We start from the raw sequence: 16,679 nt of genomic DNA on the forward strand, positions 1-16,679 counted from the left end.
CACCGGAGCACACTGGGCGCATGGCCGAGACCGACGACGACGGCATCACCGTCATCCCCGCCAACGAGGCGCCGTGGCGCGACCTCGAGGCCGTGCTCGGCAGCGCCGCGGCATCCCGCCGCTGCTGGTGCCAGCGGTACAAGCTGAACCCCGGCGAGGCCTTCGCGAAGTTCCCCGCCGAGGAGCGCGCGGACCGGCTGAGGGTCCAGGCGTGCTCGGACCGGCCCGACTCCCCCACGACCGCCGGTCTCCTCGCGTACCTCGACGGCGAGCCCGTCGGCTGGTGCGCCGTCGAGCCACGACCCGCGTACCACGGCATGCTGCGCAACCAGAAGGTGCCGTGGGAGGCGCGCGACGAGGACCGCGCCGACGAGGGCGTCTGGGCCGTCACGTGCTTCGTGACCCGCGCGGGGCACCGCCGGCGGGGCGTCGCGTCCGCGCTCGCGCGCGCCGCCGTCGACTTCGCTCGCGAGCGCGGCGCCCGCGCGATCGAGGGGTACCCGATCACCACCGCGAACGCGCTGCTCGAGGAGTTCCACCCCGGCACCGAGGGGATGTTCCGCGACGCCGGCTTCCGGGAGGTCGGCCGCCCGACGACCCGCCGCGCGGTCGTGCGCATCGACATCTGACGACGGGTGCGAGCCGGCTCGTCGAGTCGCCCGCGATGACGACGGATGCCCCGTGCACGGGACTCCCGGGCGGAGCACGTAGTCTCATCTCACCGTCCCGTTCCTCGAGAGGAGTCGCCCTGCCATGAGCAGCGCCACCGCCCTGGATGTCTTCGACCGTCGCGAGTCCGAGGTGCGCGGGTACGTCCGCGCGTTCCCGACCGTGTTCGACCGCGCCGCGGGCTCGACGCTCGTCGACGCCGACGGCCGCGAGTACCTCGACTTCTTCGCCGGCGCCGGCGTGCTGAACTACGGGCACAACAACCCCGCGTTCACGGCCGCGCTCATCGAGTACCTCGAACGCGGCGGCATCATCCACGGACTCGACATGGCGACCTCGGCGAAGAAGGCGTTCATCGAGGCGTTCGAGCGCCTCGTGCTCGCGCCGCGCGGCCTCGACCACAAGCTGCAGTTCACCGGCCCGACCGGTGCGAACGCCGTCGAGGCGGCCCTCAAGGTCGCCCGCCAGGCGACCGGCCGCTCGAACGTCGTCGCGTTCACGAACGCCTTCCACGGCCTGAGCCTCGGCGGCCTCGCCGCGACCGGCAACAGCCACTACCGCGCCGCCGCGGGCGTCGGCCTCGACGACGTCGCGCGCCTGCCGTTCGACAGCTACCTCGGCCCCGACGTCGACACGCTCGACCTCTTCGAGCGCATGCTCGACGACCCGGGCTCGGGCCTCGACCTGCCCGCGGCCGTCATCGTCGAGGCGGTCCAGGGTGAGGGCGGCATCAACGTCGCGAGCCCCGGCTGGCTCCAGCGCCTGCGCGCGATCACCGAGGCCCGCGGCATCCTGCTCATCCTCGACGAGATCCAGGCCGGCGTCGGCCGCACGGGCGCATTCTTCGCGTTCGAGGAGTCGGGCATCGTGCCCGACATCGTGACGGTCTCGAAGTCCATTTCGGGCTCGGGCCTGCCGATGTCGCTCGTCCTGCTGCGGCCCGAGGTCGACGTCTGGAAGCCGGGCGCCCACACCGGCACCTTCCGCGGCAACAACCTCGCGTTCGTCTCGGCACGTGTCGCACTCGAGACCTACTGGGCCGACGGCGCGTTCATGGACGGCGTCGCGGCGAAGTCGGCGCTCCTCCGCGCCGAGCTCGACGCGATCGCCGCCGAGCACCCCGAGCAGGGCTTCGTCGTCCGCGGTCGCGGCCTGTTCTACGGCATCGCCTGCGACGGCGACCGCACCCTCGCCGGCCGCGTCTCGAAGGCGGCGTTCGAGCGGGGCCTCGTGATCGAGACCTCCGGCGCCCACGACGAGGTGCTGAAGTTCCTGCCCGCGCTCACGATCACCGAGGAGGAGCTCCGACGCGGCCTCGCGATCGTGCGCGAGAGCCTCGCCGCGGTGCTCGCGGGCTGATCGGGCGCCCGAGCAACGAACGCCGAACGCCGAACGCCGAAGGGCGGGCGGGCCCGCCGGCCCGTCCCTCCCTTCGTGCATCCGCTACTTCTTCCGCACCTGCACCTCCTCCGACGGCGCCGACTCGGGCGAGGACCCGATCTCGTTGTGCGCCACGACCGTCGCGCGGTACTTCGCACCGGTCTGCAGGTCGCTGAAGGTCACCATCACCGAGGCGCCTGAGACCTCCTTCACGACCACGGGCTGGTCGTCTCCGCGGGGCGTGAGCGTCACGGTGTAGCCGGTGATCGCCCGGCCGCCGTCGCCGGGTGCGGTCCAGTGCACGGTGACGGATGACGCGCCTCGCGTGACCGTCGGGGCGTCGGGCTGCGCCGGCGCCGTCGGCTCCGGTTCGATCGGTCCGACCTCGGCGGTCGCCGTCGCGGGCGACCACAGCGGCTTCGACGCGGTCACCTCGACCGAGACGGTCGCACCGAGGTCGTCCGCCGTGAGCGCGTATGTCGCGGCATCCGCCCCCTCGATCGCCTCGCCGTCGCGCAGCCAGCGATACGCCGTCGCCGACCATGGCTCCGACACCGCCGCCTCGAGCGTCTGCCCGACCTCGGCGAGCCCGCCGATCGCGACGCCGAGCGGCTCCGGGTCGACGACGGCCTGCGGCGCGACGCTCTCGAGCGTCGGCGTCACGACCTGCATGAGCCCGTCGGCGCCGAACTCGAGCCGGTCGATCGTCGTCTCGCGGTGCGTGCCGTCACCGCCCGGCATGCCGAACCGGTGGTAGGCGATCACCCAGTCGTCGGTGCCGGGGATGTTCAGCACCGAGTTGTGGCCCGTTCCCTTGATGCCGAGCGACAGGTCCTTCTGCAGGATGACGCCGCGATACGTCCACGGACCGTCGACGCTCGTCGCGGTCGCGTAGCCGACGCGGTAGTTCTCCGAGCCGGTGTCGTCGATCGAGTACGTGAGGTGGTACAGCCCGTCGCGGTAGTTCACGAACGAGCCCTCGCGGTACGACGTGAGCCCGGTCATCGTCCGGATCGTCTCCGGCTTGATCGAGACCATGTCGTCGTTCAGCTCGGCGTAGACCGGGCTGCCGTTGCCCCAGAACAGGTAGTGCTTCCCGGTGACGGGGTCGCGGAACGCGGCCGGGTCGATGGCCTGGCCCGACTTCACCGCCTCGCCGTTGGTGATCATCGCCGTCGGCTGCGCGACGAACGGGCCCGCGGGGTCGTCGGCCACGGCGACGCCGATCGTCTTGCGATTGAGCTCGGCGTTGTGACCCGAGAAGTAGAAGTAGTACTTCCCGTCCCGTTCGATGATCGTCGGCGCCCACGCGTTGCCGGTCGCCCACGGCACGTCGCCGTTCGCGCCGTCGAGCGTGAGGATCGGCTCCGCCGAGCGCTCCCAGTCGACGAGGTCCTTCGACGTCCACACGTAGAAGTCCTTGCCGCCCCAGCCCGCGTAGCCGTCGCTCGTCGCGTACAGGTAGTACGTGTCGCCGAACACCGCGATGTTCGGGTCGGCGTACAGGCCCGGCAGCACGGGGCTCGCCATGACGCGGGCCTCGAACGTCCAGGTCGCGGCGGAGCCGTCCGCCGCCGTGAGCACGACCTCGACGGGATCGGCGAGGTCGACCGTGGTGCCCGCGGCGGGCGAGGCGGTCACGCCGTCGGCGGTGTCGAAGACCGGGGCGAGCGCCGAGACATCCGTACCCGGCACGACCGGGAACACCACCGTGCGGGCCGTCGCGTCGACGATCGGGGCGATCTTCAGCGCGTCGGGCTCGGCGAGGGTCACGCCGGCGAGCGCCCCGGTGTTGCCCGAACGGGTGAGCACCTCGCTCGGCGAGAGCGCGCGGTCGTAGAGCGCGAACTCGCGGAACTCGCCGCGGAATCGCCCGTCCGCGGCATACATCGAGCGCCCGAGGTAGTTCGCGAACGTGCTGCCGCCCCCGATGTCGCCGGGGTCGCTCGTCACGTTCGGGTTCCTGGCCACCTGCACGCCGTCGAGGTACAGCGTCGCCGTCGTGCCCTCGAGCGTCCAGGTCAGGTGCACCCAGCGGTCGCGCGGCAGCGCCGTCCCTGCGTTCGCCGTCTGCTCGGTCGACCAGTTGCCCGTCGCGAGGCTCGTGCGATACGCCGAGTCACCGGTCGTGAACAGGTAGCCGTTGCCGACGCCCGAGGCATCCGTGTTGCCCAGGCCGTAGATGAAGTAGTTGCCCGACTGCGCGGGGTCGATCCGAACCTCGGCCTCGATCGTGGCATCCTCGACGCCGGTCAGCAGGTGGTCGGGCAGGTCGACGTAGTCGTCCGAGCCGTCGAGGCGGAGCGAGCCGCCGTCCTGCCAGGCGGCGCCGCCGACGATCGTTCCGTCCTTGCCGTTGCCGGAGCGGTCGGCGAGCACCGTGCCCGAGCCGTCGGTGAAGTCGTAGCGGACGATCTCGCCCTCCTCGTTCGACTCGACGGGCGGCGGGCCGTCGTGCAGCCGCTCGAGCTCGGCCGCGGTGATCGGCACGACGGTGCCGTGGCGCGGGCTCGCGGGCAGGTCGTACTGCGGCGAGACCTGCCAGTCGGGGTTCGAGAGGTCGGCGGTCTCGAGCGGGATGTACCCGCGGCCGCCGTACTCGTCGACGAAGAGGTAGGTCTTCTCGCCGTTGACGTCGCCGGGATTCGACTGGAACACCGTCGGACCCTCGACCGCGCTCGTGCCGGCGTCACGGCCGATGCAGGAGTCGATCATGGTCCACGAGGTCAGCGGTGCGCGCAGCTCGGTCGAGGTCTCCTGGATGATGTCGCTGCAGCCCGTGGTGCCCGCGCCCTCGTCCTTGGTGAACCGGTGGTACGTGTCGCCGGCCTTGATCACGGTCGAGTCGATGCGCGAGATGCCGTCCTGCCAGATCTGCGGCTCGCTGAACGTGACGAAGTCGCGCGTCGTGGCGTACAGCATGCGGTTGTAGGTGTTCCCGGTGTGGCCCGGGTCGTCCTCGGCGTAGAGCTTCGACGCCCAGAACACGACGTACGCGCCGATCGACCCGTCGTAGTACGCCTCGGGCGCCCACGTGTTCCCGGCGGTGTCGGGCGAGACCTTCACGTGCCGCTGCTCCGACCAGTTCACGAGGTCGTGCGATTCCCACACCTCGATGTACTGCGATCCCTGGCGCTGCGAGGAATCCCAGCTCGTGCCGCTGCCGATCGAGAGGTCGGTCGCGATGAGGTAGAACGTGTCGCCCTCGGGCGAGCGGATGAGGAACGGGTCGCGCAGGCCCTTCGTGCCGTACTTCGACGTCAGCACCGGCTGTCCCCCGTTGAGCTCGGTCCAGTCGAGTGCGTCGTTGCCCTCGCTCGCGGCGAAGTAGATGTTCTCGCCCGCCAGCGAGTTGCCCGTGAAGTAGGCGAACGCGTAGCCCTCGAGCGGGTCGAGGTCGATCGCCGCGCGCACGGTCGCGGTGAACTCGCGGGTGGCGGATGCCGCGTTGCGGGTGAGCGTCGCCGTGAGCACGACCTCGGTGTCGACGGCGGGCCGGTCCACGACGCCGTCGATCGCGACGATGGACGGGTCGGACGACGACCACGCGATCCCGGTACCGGCCGGGGCACCGGGGAGCGTCAGGTTGCCGCGCACGTCGTCGAGGTTGACGACCTCGAGTGCGGCGGCGGCCTCGTCGACGATGCCCTGGTCGTCGGCTTCCGCGAGCACGGTCGCCTCGAAGGCGGCGGTGGCCGTCGCATCACCAGACGAGAGCGTCGCCGTGAGGGTGACGGCGGCGTCGCCGGCGGATGCCGCGGGGCGGGTGACCGCACCCGTCGCGGAGATCACCGCGGGGTCGCTCGATTCCCACGAGATCGCGGAGCCGTTGACGCCGCTCGTCGGCAGCGCGACATCCGCCTCGACCGCCGACAGGTCGCCGAGGTCGAGCACGGCGAGGTCGCGGTCCACCCGGGTCTGGGCGCTCGGCGCGAGCGCGGCGACCTCGGACGCCGAGAGCGCGGTGTCGTAGATCCGGAAATCGCGGAGGCTTCCGGCGAGCGTCCGATCGGAGGTGTACACCGAGCGACCGAGGTGGTTCGCGGTCGTGACGCCGCCGCCGATCGAGCCGGGCGTGATGGTCACGTTCGTGTTCTGCGCGACCTGCACGCCGTCGAGGTAGATGCGGGCCGTGTTCGTCGCGTCGTCGAGCGTGTACGTGATGGTCTTCCACACCCCGCGAGCGAGGTTCGCTCCGCTGTTCACCGTCTGCTCGGTCGACCAGTTGCCCGAGGCGATCGAGGAGCGGTACGCGTTGCCCGTCGAGAACAGGTAGCCGTTGCCCGCACCCGAGGTGGTGTTGCCCAGGCCGTAGATGAAGTACGGCGTGGCCTGCGACGACCGGATGAGCACGTCGGTGCTGACGGTGATCGAGGTGAGGCCCGCGAGGAGGTCGTTCGGGAGCCGGACGTGGTCGTCGACGCCGTCGAGCCGCACGCCCTCTCCGCCCGTGAGCGTCGGGCCGCCGGCGAAGGTCGCGTCGCGACCGTTGCCGGAGAGGTCGGCCGCGACGGTGCCGGCGGTCTCGTCGAGGGCGTAGTGGGCGACCAGTCGGTCGTCGACCGCGGCGAGCGCGGGCGGGGTCGAGGCGATCGCGACCGAGGCGCCCATGAGCGCCGCGGTCACCCCCGCCAGTGTTCGTCGAACGGTGAGCTTCATCGCGCATTCCTCCGGACGGTCCCGGCATCGCGGCCGGGTCGCAGACAGTGTCAGTGCGTGATGTTATCGCTCACAATTGACCTGCACAACGGGCGAAGCCCGAAAATACAAGCGATGCGACCGGGGAGATCCGTCCGGTTTGCACGACGGATGTGAACCCTCACATCAGGCGTCGGGCGAGTCGTTCCCGTCCTGCAGGAACGCGAGGACGGCCGCGACCCGTCGGTGCACGCCCGTCTCGGGCAGCCGCAGCTTCGTGAAGATCGCGTTGACGTGCTTCTCGACGGTCGACGACGAGAGGAAGAGCGCCTGCTCGATGCCCGCGTTCGTGCGGCCGCGCGCCATCTCGCGCAGCACCTCGAGCTCGCGCGGCGACAGCGCCGAGAGCGGACTCGACGCGGCCGCGCTGCGGCGCCGCACGAGCGTGTCGACGATCTGCGGGTCGATGACCGAACCGCCCGCGCGCACCTCGCGCAGCGCGTGCACGAGGTCCTCGAGGTCGCCGATGCGGTCCTTCAGCAGGTAGCCGAGCCCCGCCGATCCGTCGGCGAACAGCGCCATCGCGTAGCTCTCGTCGGCGTGCTGCGAGAGCACGACGACGCCCGTCTCCGGCGAGGAGGCTCGGATGTCGTGCGCGGCCTCGATGCCCTCCATGTGATGGCCCGGCGGCATCCGGATGTCGGTGAGCACCGCGTCGGGAGACATCCGCCGCACCGCATCGCGCAGCTCCGTGCCGTTGCCGACCGACGCGACGACGTCGACCTCGCCCGAGTCCTCCAGGAGCCGGCGCACGCCCTCTCGCACGAGGTAGTTGTCCTCGGCGATCACGACGCGGAGCGTGCCGGCCTCATCCATCGGATGCCCCTGCGCCCCGGTCGGTCACCGGCAGTTCGACGAGCACGCGCGTGCCCGCCGGGTCGTTCGGACCGACGCGCACCGTGCCGCGAAGCGCCGCGACCCGGTCGCGGATGTTCGCGAGTCCGCCGTGCGACGCGCGCAGCACCGCCGCAGGGGGTCCGCCGCTCGCTCCCTCTGCACCCCCACCCGCCGCCTCGTCGATCCCGCACCCGTCGTCGCTGATGGCGATGCGCAGCGTGCCGTTCTTCCGGCTCAGGGCGACGCTGGCATGCCGCGCGTGCGCGTGCTTCGCGGTGTTCGCGAGCGCCTCGCGCACCACGTAGTACGCCGTCGTCTCCACGTCGTCGGGGAACCGCTCCGCACGCAGCGCCGCATCCGCCTCGACCTCGAGCGGGATCGGGAACCGCGCGACGCCCGACTCGACCGCCGCGACGAGGCCGTTGTCGCTGAGCACGGGCGGGTGGATGCCGCGGGCGAGCTCGCGCAGGTCGGTGAGCGTGGCACGGGCCTGGTCCTGCAGTTCCGTGAGTTCGGCCGGGGTCAGCTCACCGCGCTGCAGCCGGTTGCGGGCGAGCCGGAGGCCGGCGATCTGCGCGACCACGTCCTGCTGGATCCCGTCGTGCAGGTCGCGTTCGAGCCGGCGCCGCTCGTCGTCTTGCGCCGCGACGAGCCGCTCGCGCGAAGCGGTCAGCTCGTCGAGCTGCGCGGCGAGCTGCGCGGTCAGGCGCAGGGTGGCGACGGATGCCGCGGCCTGGCCGGCGACCGTGCGCAGCAGCGTCCGCTCGTCCTCCGAGTAGTCGCCGCGCCGGCGCGGACCGACCTCGATGCGCCCGAGCACCTCGTCGCCGTGCAGGAGGTCGCACGTCTCGACCGGGCCCGGCGTCCCGGCCTCGGCGTCTCCTGCGACGACGTCGGGCAGGGCCTCGGCGACGCCGTAGCCGGTTCCGACGGCGTCCGGGTCGGCCGCGGCATCCGTCGTCGACGTGCGGATGCGCACCCACGACGCGTCGAGCCCGAGGCGCACCGCCTCGGCGAGCCTGGCCAGGAGGTCGCGCGGCTCGCCGGCGTGCTCGAGCTGCGTGCCGAGGTCGGCGAGCATCGCGAGTTGGCGATCGCGGTCGCCGAACAGGGCCCGGTGGAGGCGGCGCTGGAGCCAGCTGCGGACGGGCAGCAGCGCGACCGCGACCGCCGTGGTCAGCAGGATCGCCGGGGCGGCGCGGAGCGGAGGCGTGAGCAGCACGGCCGGCGTCGCGACCGCGGCCGCGTAGACCACGGTGATGAGCAGGTTCGACGATCGCGCGACGAGCCGGCCGCGATCGCCGGGCGCGATCTCGAACGCGCCGTAGCGGAAGATCCCGTGGATCGCGGCGATCGGGAGGGCGATGAGCGAGGCGTACACGAGCAGTTCGACGCCGGGGAAGCCCGGGACGAACGTCCAGAGGGCGAACGCGACCCCGGAGGCCGCGATGGTGAGCGCCATCACGCGGGTCCGGGCTCGCACGTCCGGGGTTCCGAACAGCGCGCGCGTCCCGATGACGGCGAGCCCGAGCGCCATCGCGACCCACGCCTGCACCGATGCGGCCAACACCACGGGTGCCGCCCACTCCAGCCACGGAACGGCGAACGGGTTCGGGATCGCCTCGCCGCTGATGCCGAGGTACGGCGACGTCACCACGTACGGACTGGTCACGAGCGTGAGCACCCCGGCCAGGGCCGGCAGCCACAGGAGGGGCATCACCGCGCGCTGCCACCGCTGCTCCGGAACGCCGTCGGGGAAGGTCGCGAACACCACGAGGAACGCCGCCGTGGCCAGCCCGTCGGCCGTCAGCCCGAGCACGTTGAACAGCGGGAACCAGGGCTCGGCGACGATCTCCGCGTTCCGCTGCACGAACGTCTCGTACGCCGAACCCGCGAGCAGCGCCGTCGCGGCGAGCGCGATGAACACCGCCGTGCGCGACGACGACACCGTGAGCAGCCACATCCCGAAGACGAAGAAGGGGAGGATGCCGAGCAGCGGCCAGCCGAGGCCGTGATCGACGTTCGCCTCGATGACTCCGCGCACGACGACGACGTACACCAGCGACGCGACGCCGATCGGGCCGAGTACGGCAAGGCACACCCACCTGCGCTCCACGACTCCATGGTCCTCCTGTCGGCGCCTCCACGGGAGGGGGTCCTCCGCGTCCGCCCTTGGAGGCTGGCCCCCACCCGTTCTGCGGGCCGCCGCCAGGCAGGCTCCGGTTCCCCGCGATCCGGCGTGCGGCCTGTGCGAGAACCCTGTCCTTCGAGCGGATGCCGCGACCGGGCGGCCCGCACGAACAGGGAGTCGAACCATGCAGAAGCTCTACACCGGCCTCGCCTGGACCGTCGCGGGCGCCGTCGTCGTCCAGGCCGCCGCGATCGCGTTCGCGTTCGGCGGCATGCTGAACCTCGTCTCGGAGGGCGGCGTCGTCGACAAGGCGCTGCTCGAGAGCTTCCAGGCCGCGGGGGTCGGCGAGATGGGGTTCCTGATCCACGGCCTCGTCGGCGGCATCGTGATCCCGCTGGTCGCGCTCGTGCTGCTCGTGGTCTCGTTCTTCGTCCGCGTGCGCGGCGCGAAGCTCTGGGCGGCGATCACGTTCGGCCTCGTCGCGCTGCAGGTCACGCTCGGGTTCTCGATCACCGACGTGCCCTACCTCGGGCTCATCCACGGCGCGAACGCGCTCGCGGTGGTCGCGGCCGCGTCGATCGCGGCGCTGCGCGCGCGAGCCGGCCGCCCGGCCACGGCCGCCGACGCACCGGTCGCCGACGAGGGGGCGACCACCGATGCCGTCGCGGCGTGACCGCCTGCGGTGCGGCGTCGTCGCCGTCGCGGTCGTGACCGCGCTCGGCGCCGGCGCGCTCGCGTGGAGTTCCACGCTGCTCGGCGAGTACTCCGTGATGGACATGGGCGCCGGTGCGCACGGCGGCGCCGCGCACGCGCACGGCGCCGCGGCATCCGGAACCGCCTCGGACCTCGGAACCCGCGGCGGGGTCGACGTGACGGAGCTCGTGGCGGATCCCGACCGCCCGGCCGACGTGCACGTCGACCTCGTCGCGCGCGCCGAGACCATCGAGGTCGAGGGCGGACACCCCGTCGAGGGATTCACCGTGAACGGCACCTCGCCGGGCCCAGAGATCCGGGCCACGCAGGGCGACCTCGTCGACGTGACGCTCGAGAACGAGTCGGTGGCGGATGGCGCGACGCTGCACTGGCACGGCATCGACGTGCCGAACGCGGCCGACGGCGTCGCGGGCATCACGCAGGACGCGGTGCCCATCGGCGGCCGGTTCACCTACCGCTTCGTCGTCGAGGACGCGGGCACCTACTGGTACCACTCCCACCAGGTCTCGCACGACCAGGTCGTCCGCGGGCTCCTGGGCGCGATCGTGGTCGACCCGGCCGACTCGGCCGATCCGGCGGATGCCGCCGGCGCCGACCCGGCCGACGCCGCCCCGGCGGACCTCGACGTGACCGCACTGCTGCACGTCTACGGCGGGCAGCACACGCTGAACGGCCGCGCCCTCGACGAGCGCGTCGCGGCGGCGCCCGGCACGACCGTCCGGGTCCGGGTGATCAACACCGACTCCGGCACGGCGGCCGTCTGGGCGTCGTCGCCGTTCCGCGTCGTCGCGATCGACGGCCGCGAGGTGAACGGGCCGACCGACGTCGACGGCGAGCGCCTGCTGGTGCCGGCCGGCGGGCGAGCGGATGTCGCGGTCACGGCGCCGCCCGACGGCAGCGTGCTGCGCCTGCGCACGGGCGGTGCGCGGAGCCTCCTCATCGGGGACCCGACCGCCCCTGAGCCATCCGCCCCGCAGCCGTCGGAGACCCTCGACCTGCTGGGCTACGGCACGCCCGACCCGGGCGCGATCGACTTCGACCCCACCGCGCCCGACCGCAGCTACGAGTACGCCATCGGCCGCCGGCCCGGCCTCATCGACGGTCGCCCGGGCTACTTCTGGACGATCAACGGCCGCCTGTTCCCCGACGTGCCGATGTTCGAGGTCGCCGAGGGCGACGTGGTCGCGATGCGGATCCGCAACGACTCGGGCGAGGTGCACCCTATGCACCTGCACGGGCACCACGTCGTCGTGCTCGCGCGCGACGGCGTCGCGGCATCCGGCAGCCCGTGGATCGTCGACTCGCTCGACGTGCACCCCGGCGAGAGCTACGACATCGCGTTCATCGCCGACAACCCCGGCATCTGGAGCGACCACTGCCACACGCTGCAGCACGCGGTCGACGGGCTCATCGCGCACGTGATGTACGAGGGCGTCACGACCCCGTTCACGATCGGCCCCGAGTCCGGCAATCGGCCGGACTGACTAGGCCGTCGCGACCGTGACCGGCCGCGCGTGCGCGAGCGCCCACTCGAGCGCGTGGTCGGCGACCTCCTCCCAACCGGGCTCGGCGCAGATCCAGTGCGAGCGGCCGGGGAACTCGACGTATTCGGTGACCGCCGGCGACTTCGCGTAGTGCTTCGCGTTCGACCGGTTCACCGACGGCGGCATGATGTGATCCTTCTCGCCGCCGATGAAGAGCAGCGGAGCCCGGTCCTTCGCGTAGTCGACCCAGGTCTCCTGCATACCGGGCTTGAAGTTCGCGATGAGGCCGTACGCCCACACCCAGTTGCCCGGCGCCGCGATCGCGTACTTCTGCCACACCGCGTCGGACTCCTCGCGTGTGAGCGTGTTCGCGAACGCGTAGTGGAACTCCTCGGGCGTGAAGGCGACGGCCTTGTGCCGGTTCGCGGGGTTCTTCAGCGCGGGGAAGAGCGACTTCACCTGCGAGAGCGGGGTGACCCGCACGCCCTCGGTGGGCGCGGAGTCGACCACGACGGCCGAGGCGCCGAGCCCGCGTGCGAGGAGCAACTGGGTGAGCGTGCCGCCGAACGAGTGCCCCATGATGATCGGCGGCTTCGGCAGCGCCTCGATGACGCCGGCGAGATGGTCGACGGTCTCGGGCACGGTGAGGTTCGCGATGACGTCGGGGTTCTCGCGGAGCGCCTCGACCTCGATCTCGAAGCCCGGGTAGCCGGGGGTGAGCACGGTGAAGCCCTTCGCCTCGAAGTGGGCCTTCCAGCCCTCCCAGCTGCGCGGGGTCATCCAGAGGCCGTGCACGAGCACGACCGTGTCGGGGGCGTCGGGTGCGGGGGTGGTCTGGTCGGTCATGATGGGTTCCTTTCCGGGATGGTGTCGGGTGCTCAGGAGTCGATGAACGCGAGCAGGTCGGCGTGCAACCGGTCGCGATCGGTGTCGGGCAGGCCGTGCGCGCCCTCCTCGTAGACGAGCAGGGTGGCGCCGTCGACCATCGCGGCCGAGCGCCTGCCGCCGACCTCGAACGGCACGACCTGGTCGTCGTCGCCGTGGATCACGAGGGTCGGCACGTCGACCTTCGCGAGGTCGTCGCGGAAGTCGGTCGCCGAGAACGCCGCAACGCACTCGTACGCGGCGCGGTGCCCGCAGGCCATCGACTGCAGCCAGAACGCGTCGCGCGTGCCCTGCGAGATGTCGGTGTTGCGGTTGTGGCCGAAGAACGGCCCGTCGGCGAGGTCGCGGTAGAACTGCGCGCGGTCGGATGCCTCGTCCGCGCGGATGCCGTCGAACACGTCGATCGGCAGGCCCTCCGGGTTGTCGTCGGTGCGGAGCATCAGCGGCGGCACGGCCGAGACGAGCACGAGCTTCGCGACGCGCGCACTGCCGTGCCGGCCGAGGTAGTGCACGATCTCGCCGCCGCCAGCCGAGTGGCCGACGAGCGTGAGGTCGGAGAGCTCGAGGTGGTCGAGGAGGCACGCGAGGTCGTCGGCGTACGTGTCCATCTCGTTGCCGTCCCACGTGCGGCTCGAGCGCCCGTGGCCGCGGCGGTCGTGCGCGATCGCGCGGTGGCCGTGCTCGGCGAGGAACCGTGCGGCGGCGGCCCAGGCATCCGAGTTCACCGGCCAGCCGTGGCTGAGGAGGACCGGGCTGCCCGCGCTCCCCCACTCGGTGTAGAAGATCTCGGCGCCGTCGTCGGCGATGACGTACGGCATGCGGTCTCCCGAGGTCGGTGCGAGGTTCGATGCGAGCGGTTGGGTGCGAGCGGTTCGGTGCGAGCGGATGCCTCGATGCTCGCGCCGGCGCGCACCCGCCCGAACCACGTGGGGCTCGTAGTCGTGACCGGGTCGGGCGGATCAGTCCGCCGGCAGGCGCTCGGCGAGCTGGCGTCGTGAGGTGACGCCCAGCTTCCGGAACACCTTGCGCAGGTGGTAGTCGACCGTGTTCGAGCTGATGAAGAGCGTCGCGCCGATCTCGGCGTTGGTGCGCCCGTCGGCGGCGAGACGTGCGATCGTCGCCTCGCGCGGTGTGAGCTCGTCGATGCCCGGGTCGCCGGGGACGTGGTGGGTCACGTGCTCCCCCGTCGCCTCGAGCTCGCGCCGCGCACGCCCGGCGAACGCCGGTGCGCCGGCGCGTTCGAAGATCGCGAGCGCGAGCCGGAGCTGCTCGCGCGCCTCCCGTCGTCGCTTCATGCGCCGGAGCCATTCGCCGTAGACGAGGTGCGCACGGCCGAGGTCGGCTCGGGCGGTCGAGCGGGTGAGGTGGTCGATCGCCGCGAGGTACCGCGGCTCGGCCGAGTCGTCGTCGGCGAGCAGCGCGGCGCTGCGCTCCGCGAGGCCGCGGATCCACGGGGTGCCGCTCTCCGCCGCGAAGACGTCGAGCCGCGCGGCGGCTGCGCGCACGTCGGCCGTCCGGCCGCTCCGCACCCCCGCCTCGACGAAGTCGGGCAGCTGCTGGTACGTCACCTGGAGGAACTCGCGCGCGACGAGCGGCTCGAACCGGTGGAACGCGTCGCGGTAGTGCCCGTCCGCGATCTCGCGGATGCCGAGCCCGGTCATCGCGACCGTCCACGCACCGGCGAAGCCCGTCGCGAGGATGCCCTCGGCGACCTGCTCGACGAGCTCGGTCGGAGCGCCCGACCACGCGAGGTAGGAGGCGTTGACGACCTGCTCGGCGTCGTAGCCGATGGCGCGCCGGAGTTCCCGGACCTGCTCGATGTACCGGCCGGAGGCCGCGGGGTCGCCCCGCACGAGTTCGACGAGGCTGAGCAGCCACAGCATGGTGTCGACGGTCCGGAGCGCCCCGACGTCGCGCGCGGCGCGCAGCGCGCGTCCGAGGAGCTCGATGCAGGTGCGCTCGTCCCACAGCGCCATCGTCAGTGCGACGCCGACCGAGCCGAGTTCGGACAGCTGCGCGTCCTCCATGCCCCGGATCAGTTCGACCGCGTCGCGCATGACCGGCACGGCCTCGTCGTAGGGCTGCAGGATGTGCGCCGCGAGGGCCCGGAGCAGCACGGCCGTCTCCCCCGGGGCGACGTCGATGCCGGCCGCGAGGCGCTGCCCGAGTTCGGGGAGCGTGGCGCCGCGGACCGCCCACTCGGCCGTGAGCTCGCCCTCGAACGCGCGCAGCAGAGCTCGCTGCTCGAACTCCGGGGCGAGGCCGTGCGCGAGGTCGGCGACGCGCAGCATCGTGGCCGCGCCGTCGACGACGCCGTCATGGTCGGCGACGAAGAGCGCGAGCAGCGAGCGAAGGGCCAGCACGCGGCCGAGCGAGATCGGGTCGAGGCGGTCCTCGTCGAGGCGGCCCAGGAGCTCGAGTGCGAGCTGCGCGGCTCCGGCGATCGAGGCGGCCTCGGCGGCCGCGATGAGCCGTGCATCGCGCGCGGGCCCGGTGGGGGTGAGGTCGGCCGCCCGGACGAGCAGCCTGGCGCGCGACGCCGTGCCGCCGCGCCCGCCGGCGGTGTCCGCGACGGCCTCCATGCGGGCCGCGACCCGCTCGTCGGTGCCGACCGTCGCCGCGGCGGCGTGCCAGACCGCGACGTCGGCACGGCCCAGGCCGTCGGCGACGGCCCCGAGCGCCTCGTGCGCGCGTCGCCGATCCGCCTCGGACACGCCGTTGTACACGGCGGCGCGGACGAGCGGATGCCGGAAGGCGACGCGGCCGCGCAGCGAGACGAGCTGCGCGTCCTCCGCCGGCCCGGCGGCATCCGCCGGCATGCCCAGGCGGTCGGCAGCCGCCTCGATCAACGCCCGGTCGCCCGTCGACTCGGCGGCGGCGACGAGCAGCCAGAGCCGGGTGTCCTGCGGGATCGCGGCGAACCGCCGCAGGTAGTGGGCTTCGAGTCGCTCCCCGACGGGCGCCGGTGTGGGTGCGAGCGTGGATGCGGTCAACTCCCTCGCGGTGAGGTCGTGGGCGAGGTCGATGAGCGCGAGGGGGTTGCCCCCGGTCTCCTCCGCGATCCGCCGCGCGACGTACGGGTCGATCGCCTCGTCCGCGGCGCGATCGAGCAGGCGCACGGCATCGAGCGGGTCGAGTCCGGCGAGCTCGAGCACCGGCACTCCGGCGACGGCGGTCGGCGCGATCGCATCCGCTCGCCCGGCGAGCAGCAGCGCGACCCGCTCGGCCTGCAGGCGCCGACCGACGAACGCGAGGACCTCGAGCGACTCGGCGTCGAGCAGGTGGGCGTCGTCGACGACGCACAGCACCGGCTCGGCCTCGCCCGCCGCGGCGAGGACGGACAGCACGCCGAGGCCCACCAGGTAGCGATCGGGCGGCTCGCCGCGGTCGAGCCCCGCCGCGATGCGGAGCGCGGCCGCCTGTCGGGGCGGCAGCCCGTCGACGAGGTCGGCGAACGGCGTCCCGAGCCGCTGCAGCGCCGCGTACGGCATCGCCGACTCCGCCTCGAATCCGTTGGCGCGCACGACGAGCAGTCCGCGCGCGGTTCGGACCGTCTCATCGAGCAGGGTGCTCTTGCCGATGCCCGGTTCGCCACGGACGAGAAGCGCCCCGCCGCGCCGGTTCCGGGCGCCGCCGAGCAGCGCAGCCAGACGTTCGAGCTCGGGCGCGCGTCCGAGGAGCAGGGGGGATTCGGCGTCGATGCGGAAACCGTATCCCTCCCGCCGCGCCCGCGTCTACGACGCGAGCCGCGAGCGGACCGCGGCCCGCAGTCGGCCGCCGAGACGTCGCGAATGGCGGGTGCGAACCGCCATCCGCGACGCTTCGATGCGCACGGCGGCCGACGGCGGGCGATCGACGGCGGCGGCCGCCCGCGGGGATCA

The 16,679-nt window shown here is 72.7% G+C and carries 10 protein-coding genes; 4 read left to right on the forward strand and 6 right to left on the reverse strand.

Annotated features, from left to right (window positions below; translation table 11 throughout):
• The first annotated feature begins 20 nt into the window (after positions 1-20).
• On the forward strand, positions 21-629 hold the full coding sequence (locus GJ743_RS03585) for a GNAT family N-acetyltransferase (RefSeq protein ID WP_155050566.1): 609 nt from the start codon (positions 21-23) through the stop codon (positions 627-629).
• A gap of 124 nt (positions 630-753) precedes the next feature.
• Entirely contained in the window at positions 754-2,028 is a 1,275-nt protein-coding gene (gene ectB, locus GJ743_RS03590; RefSeq protein ID WP_155050567.1) for a diaminobutyrate--2-oxoglutarate transaminase, read from the forward strand.
• Between the two features lie 84 nt (positions 2,029-2,112).
• Here ectB and GJ743_RS03595 read toward each other — a convergent pair whose 3' ends face one another.
• The 3 genes from GJ743_RS03595 to GJ743_RS20080 all read right to left on the reverse strand — a co-directional run bounded on the left by GJ743_RS03595 (position 2,113) and on the right by GJ743_RS20080 (position 9,700).
• On the reverse strand, positions 2,113-6,708 hold the full coding sequence (locus tag GJ743_RS03595; protein WP_155050568.1) for a family 43 glycosylhydrolase: 4,596 nt from the start codon (positions 6,706-6,708) through the stop codon (positions 2,113-2,115).
• A 165-nt stretch (positions 6,709-6,873) separates the two neighbouring features.
• The gene (locus GJ743_RS03600; RefSeq protein ID WP_155050569.1) at positions 6,874-7,563 is read right to left on the reverse strand and encodes a response regulator transcription factor; all 690 of its coding nucleotides are present in this window, start codon (positions 7,561-7,563) and stop codon (positions 6,874-6,876) included.
• On the reverse strand, positions 7,556-9,700 hold the full coding sequence (locus tag GJ743_RS20080; RefSeq protein ID WP_155050570.1) for an ATP-binding protein: 2,145 nt from the start codon (positions 9,698-9,700) through the stop codon (positions 7,556-7,558). The genes GJ743_RS03600 and GJ743_RS20080 overlap by 8 nt, the downstream gene beginning before the upstream one ends.
• 199 nt (positions 9,701-9,899) lie before the next feature.
• Between GJ743_RS20080 and GJ743_RS03610 the strand changes: the two genes are divergently transcribed.
• Both GJ743_RS03610 and GJ743_RS03615 read left to right on the forward strand, forming a co-directional pair.
• Positions 9,900-10,388: a hypothetical protein gene (locus GJ743_RS03610; protein ID WP_155050571.1), complete on the forward strand. Its 489-nt coding sequence runs from the start codon at positions 9,900-9,902 to the stop codon at positions 10,386-10,388.
• Entirely contained in the window at positions 10,372-11,913 is a 1,542-nt protein-coding gene (locus tag GJ743_RS03615; RefSeq protein WP_155050572.1) for a multicopper oxidase family protein, read from the forward strand. Before GJ743_RS03610 ends, GJ743_RS03615 begins: the two co-directional genes overlap by 17 nt.
• Here the strand turns inward: GJ743_RS03615 and GJ743_RS03620 are convergent, their stop codons facing one another.
• The 3 genes from GJ743_RS03620 to GJ743_RS03630 all read right to left on the reverse strand — a co-directional run bounded on the left by GJ743_RS03620 (position 11,914) and on the right by GJ743_RS03630 (position 16,499).
• Complete coding sequence (locus tag GJ743_RS03620; RefSeq protein ID WP_155050573.1) at positions 11,914-12,759, reverse strand: alpha/beta hydrolase; 846 nt, start codon at positions 12,757-12,759, stop codon at positions 11,914-11,916.
• A gap of 32 nt (positions 12,760-12,791) precedes the next feature.
• On the reverse strand, positions 12,792-13,616 hold the full coding sequence (locus GJ743_RS03625; RefSeq protein WP_155050574.1) for an alpha/beta fold hydrolase: 825 nt from the start codon (positions 13,614-13,616) through the stop codon (positions 12,792-12,794).
• 141 nt (positions 13,617-13,757) lie between these two features.
• Positions 13,758-16,499, reverse strand: a complete 2,742-nt coding sequence (locus tag GJ743_RS03630) for an ATP-binding protein (RefSeq protein WP_328288747.1) — start codon at positions 16,497-16,499, stop codon at positions 13,758-13,760.
• Between the last annotated feature and the right edge of the window lie 180 nt (positions 16,500-16,679).

It is taken from the genome of Agromyces bracchium (genome assembly GCF_009709675.1).
GTDB classification, from domain to species: domain Bacteria; phylum Actinomycetota; class Actinomycetes; order Actinomycetales; family Microbacteriaceae; genus Agromyces; species Agromyces bracchium.

Bases quoted from the DNA above. Each gene is read 5' to 3' on its own strand.
- GJ743_RS03585 (WP_155050566.1), top strand. From the start codon at position 21: ATGGCCGAGACCGACGACGACGGCATCACCGTCATCCCCGCCAACGAG.
- GJ743_RS03625 (WP_155050574.1), bottom strand. From the start codon at position 13,616: ATGCCGTACGTCATCGCCGACGACGGCGCCGAGATCTTCTACACCGAG.
- GJ743_RS03615 (WP_155050572.1), top strand. From the start codon at position 10,372: ATGCCGTCGCGGCGTGACCGCCTGCGGTGCGGCGTCGTCGCCGTCGCG.
- GJ743_RS03610 (WP_155050571.1), top strand. From the start codon at position 9,900: ATGCAGAAGCTCTACACCGGCCTCGCCTGGACCGTCGCGGGCGCCGTC.
- GJ743_RS03600 (WP_155050569.1), bottom strand. From the start codon at position 7,563: ATGGATGAGGCCGGCACGCTCCGCGTCGTGATCGCCGAGGACAACTAC.
- ectB (WP_155050567.1), top strand. From the start codon at position 754: ATGAGCAGCGCCACCGCCCTGGATGTCTTCGACCGTCGCGAGTCCGAG.
- GJ743_RS03620 (WP_155050573.1), bottom strand. From the start codon at position 12,759: ATGACCGACCAGACCACCCCCGCACCCGACGCCCCCGACACGGTCGTG.
- GJ743_RS03595 (WP_155050568.1), bottom strand. From the start codon at position 6,708: ATGAAGCTCACCGTTCGACGAACACTGGCGGGGGTGACCGCGGCGCTC.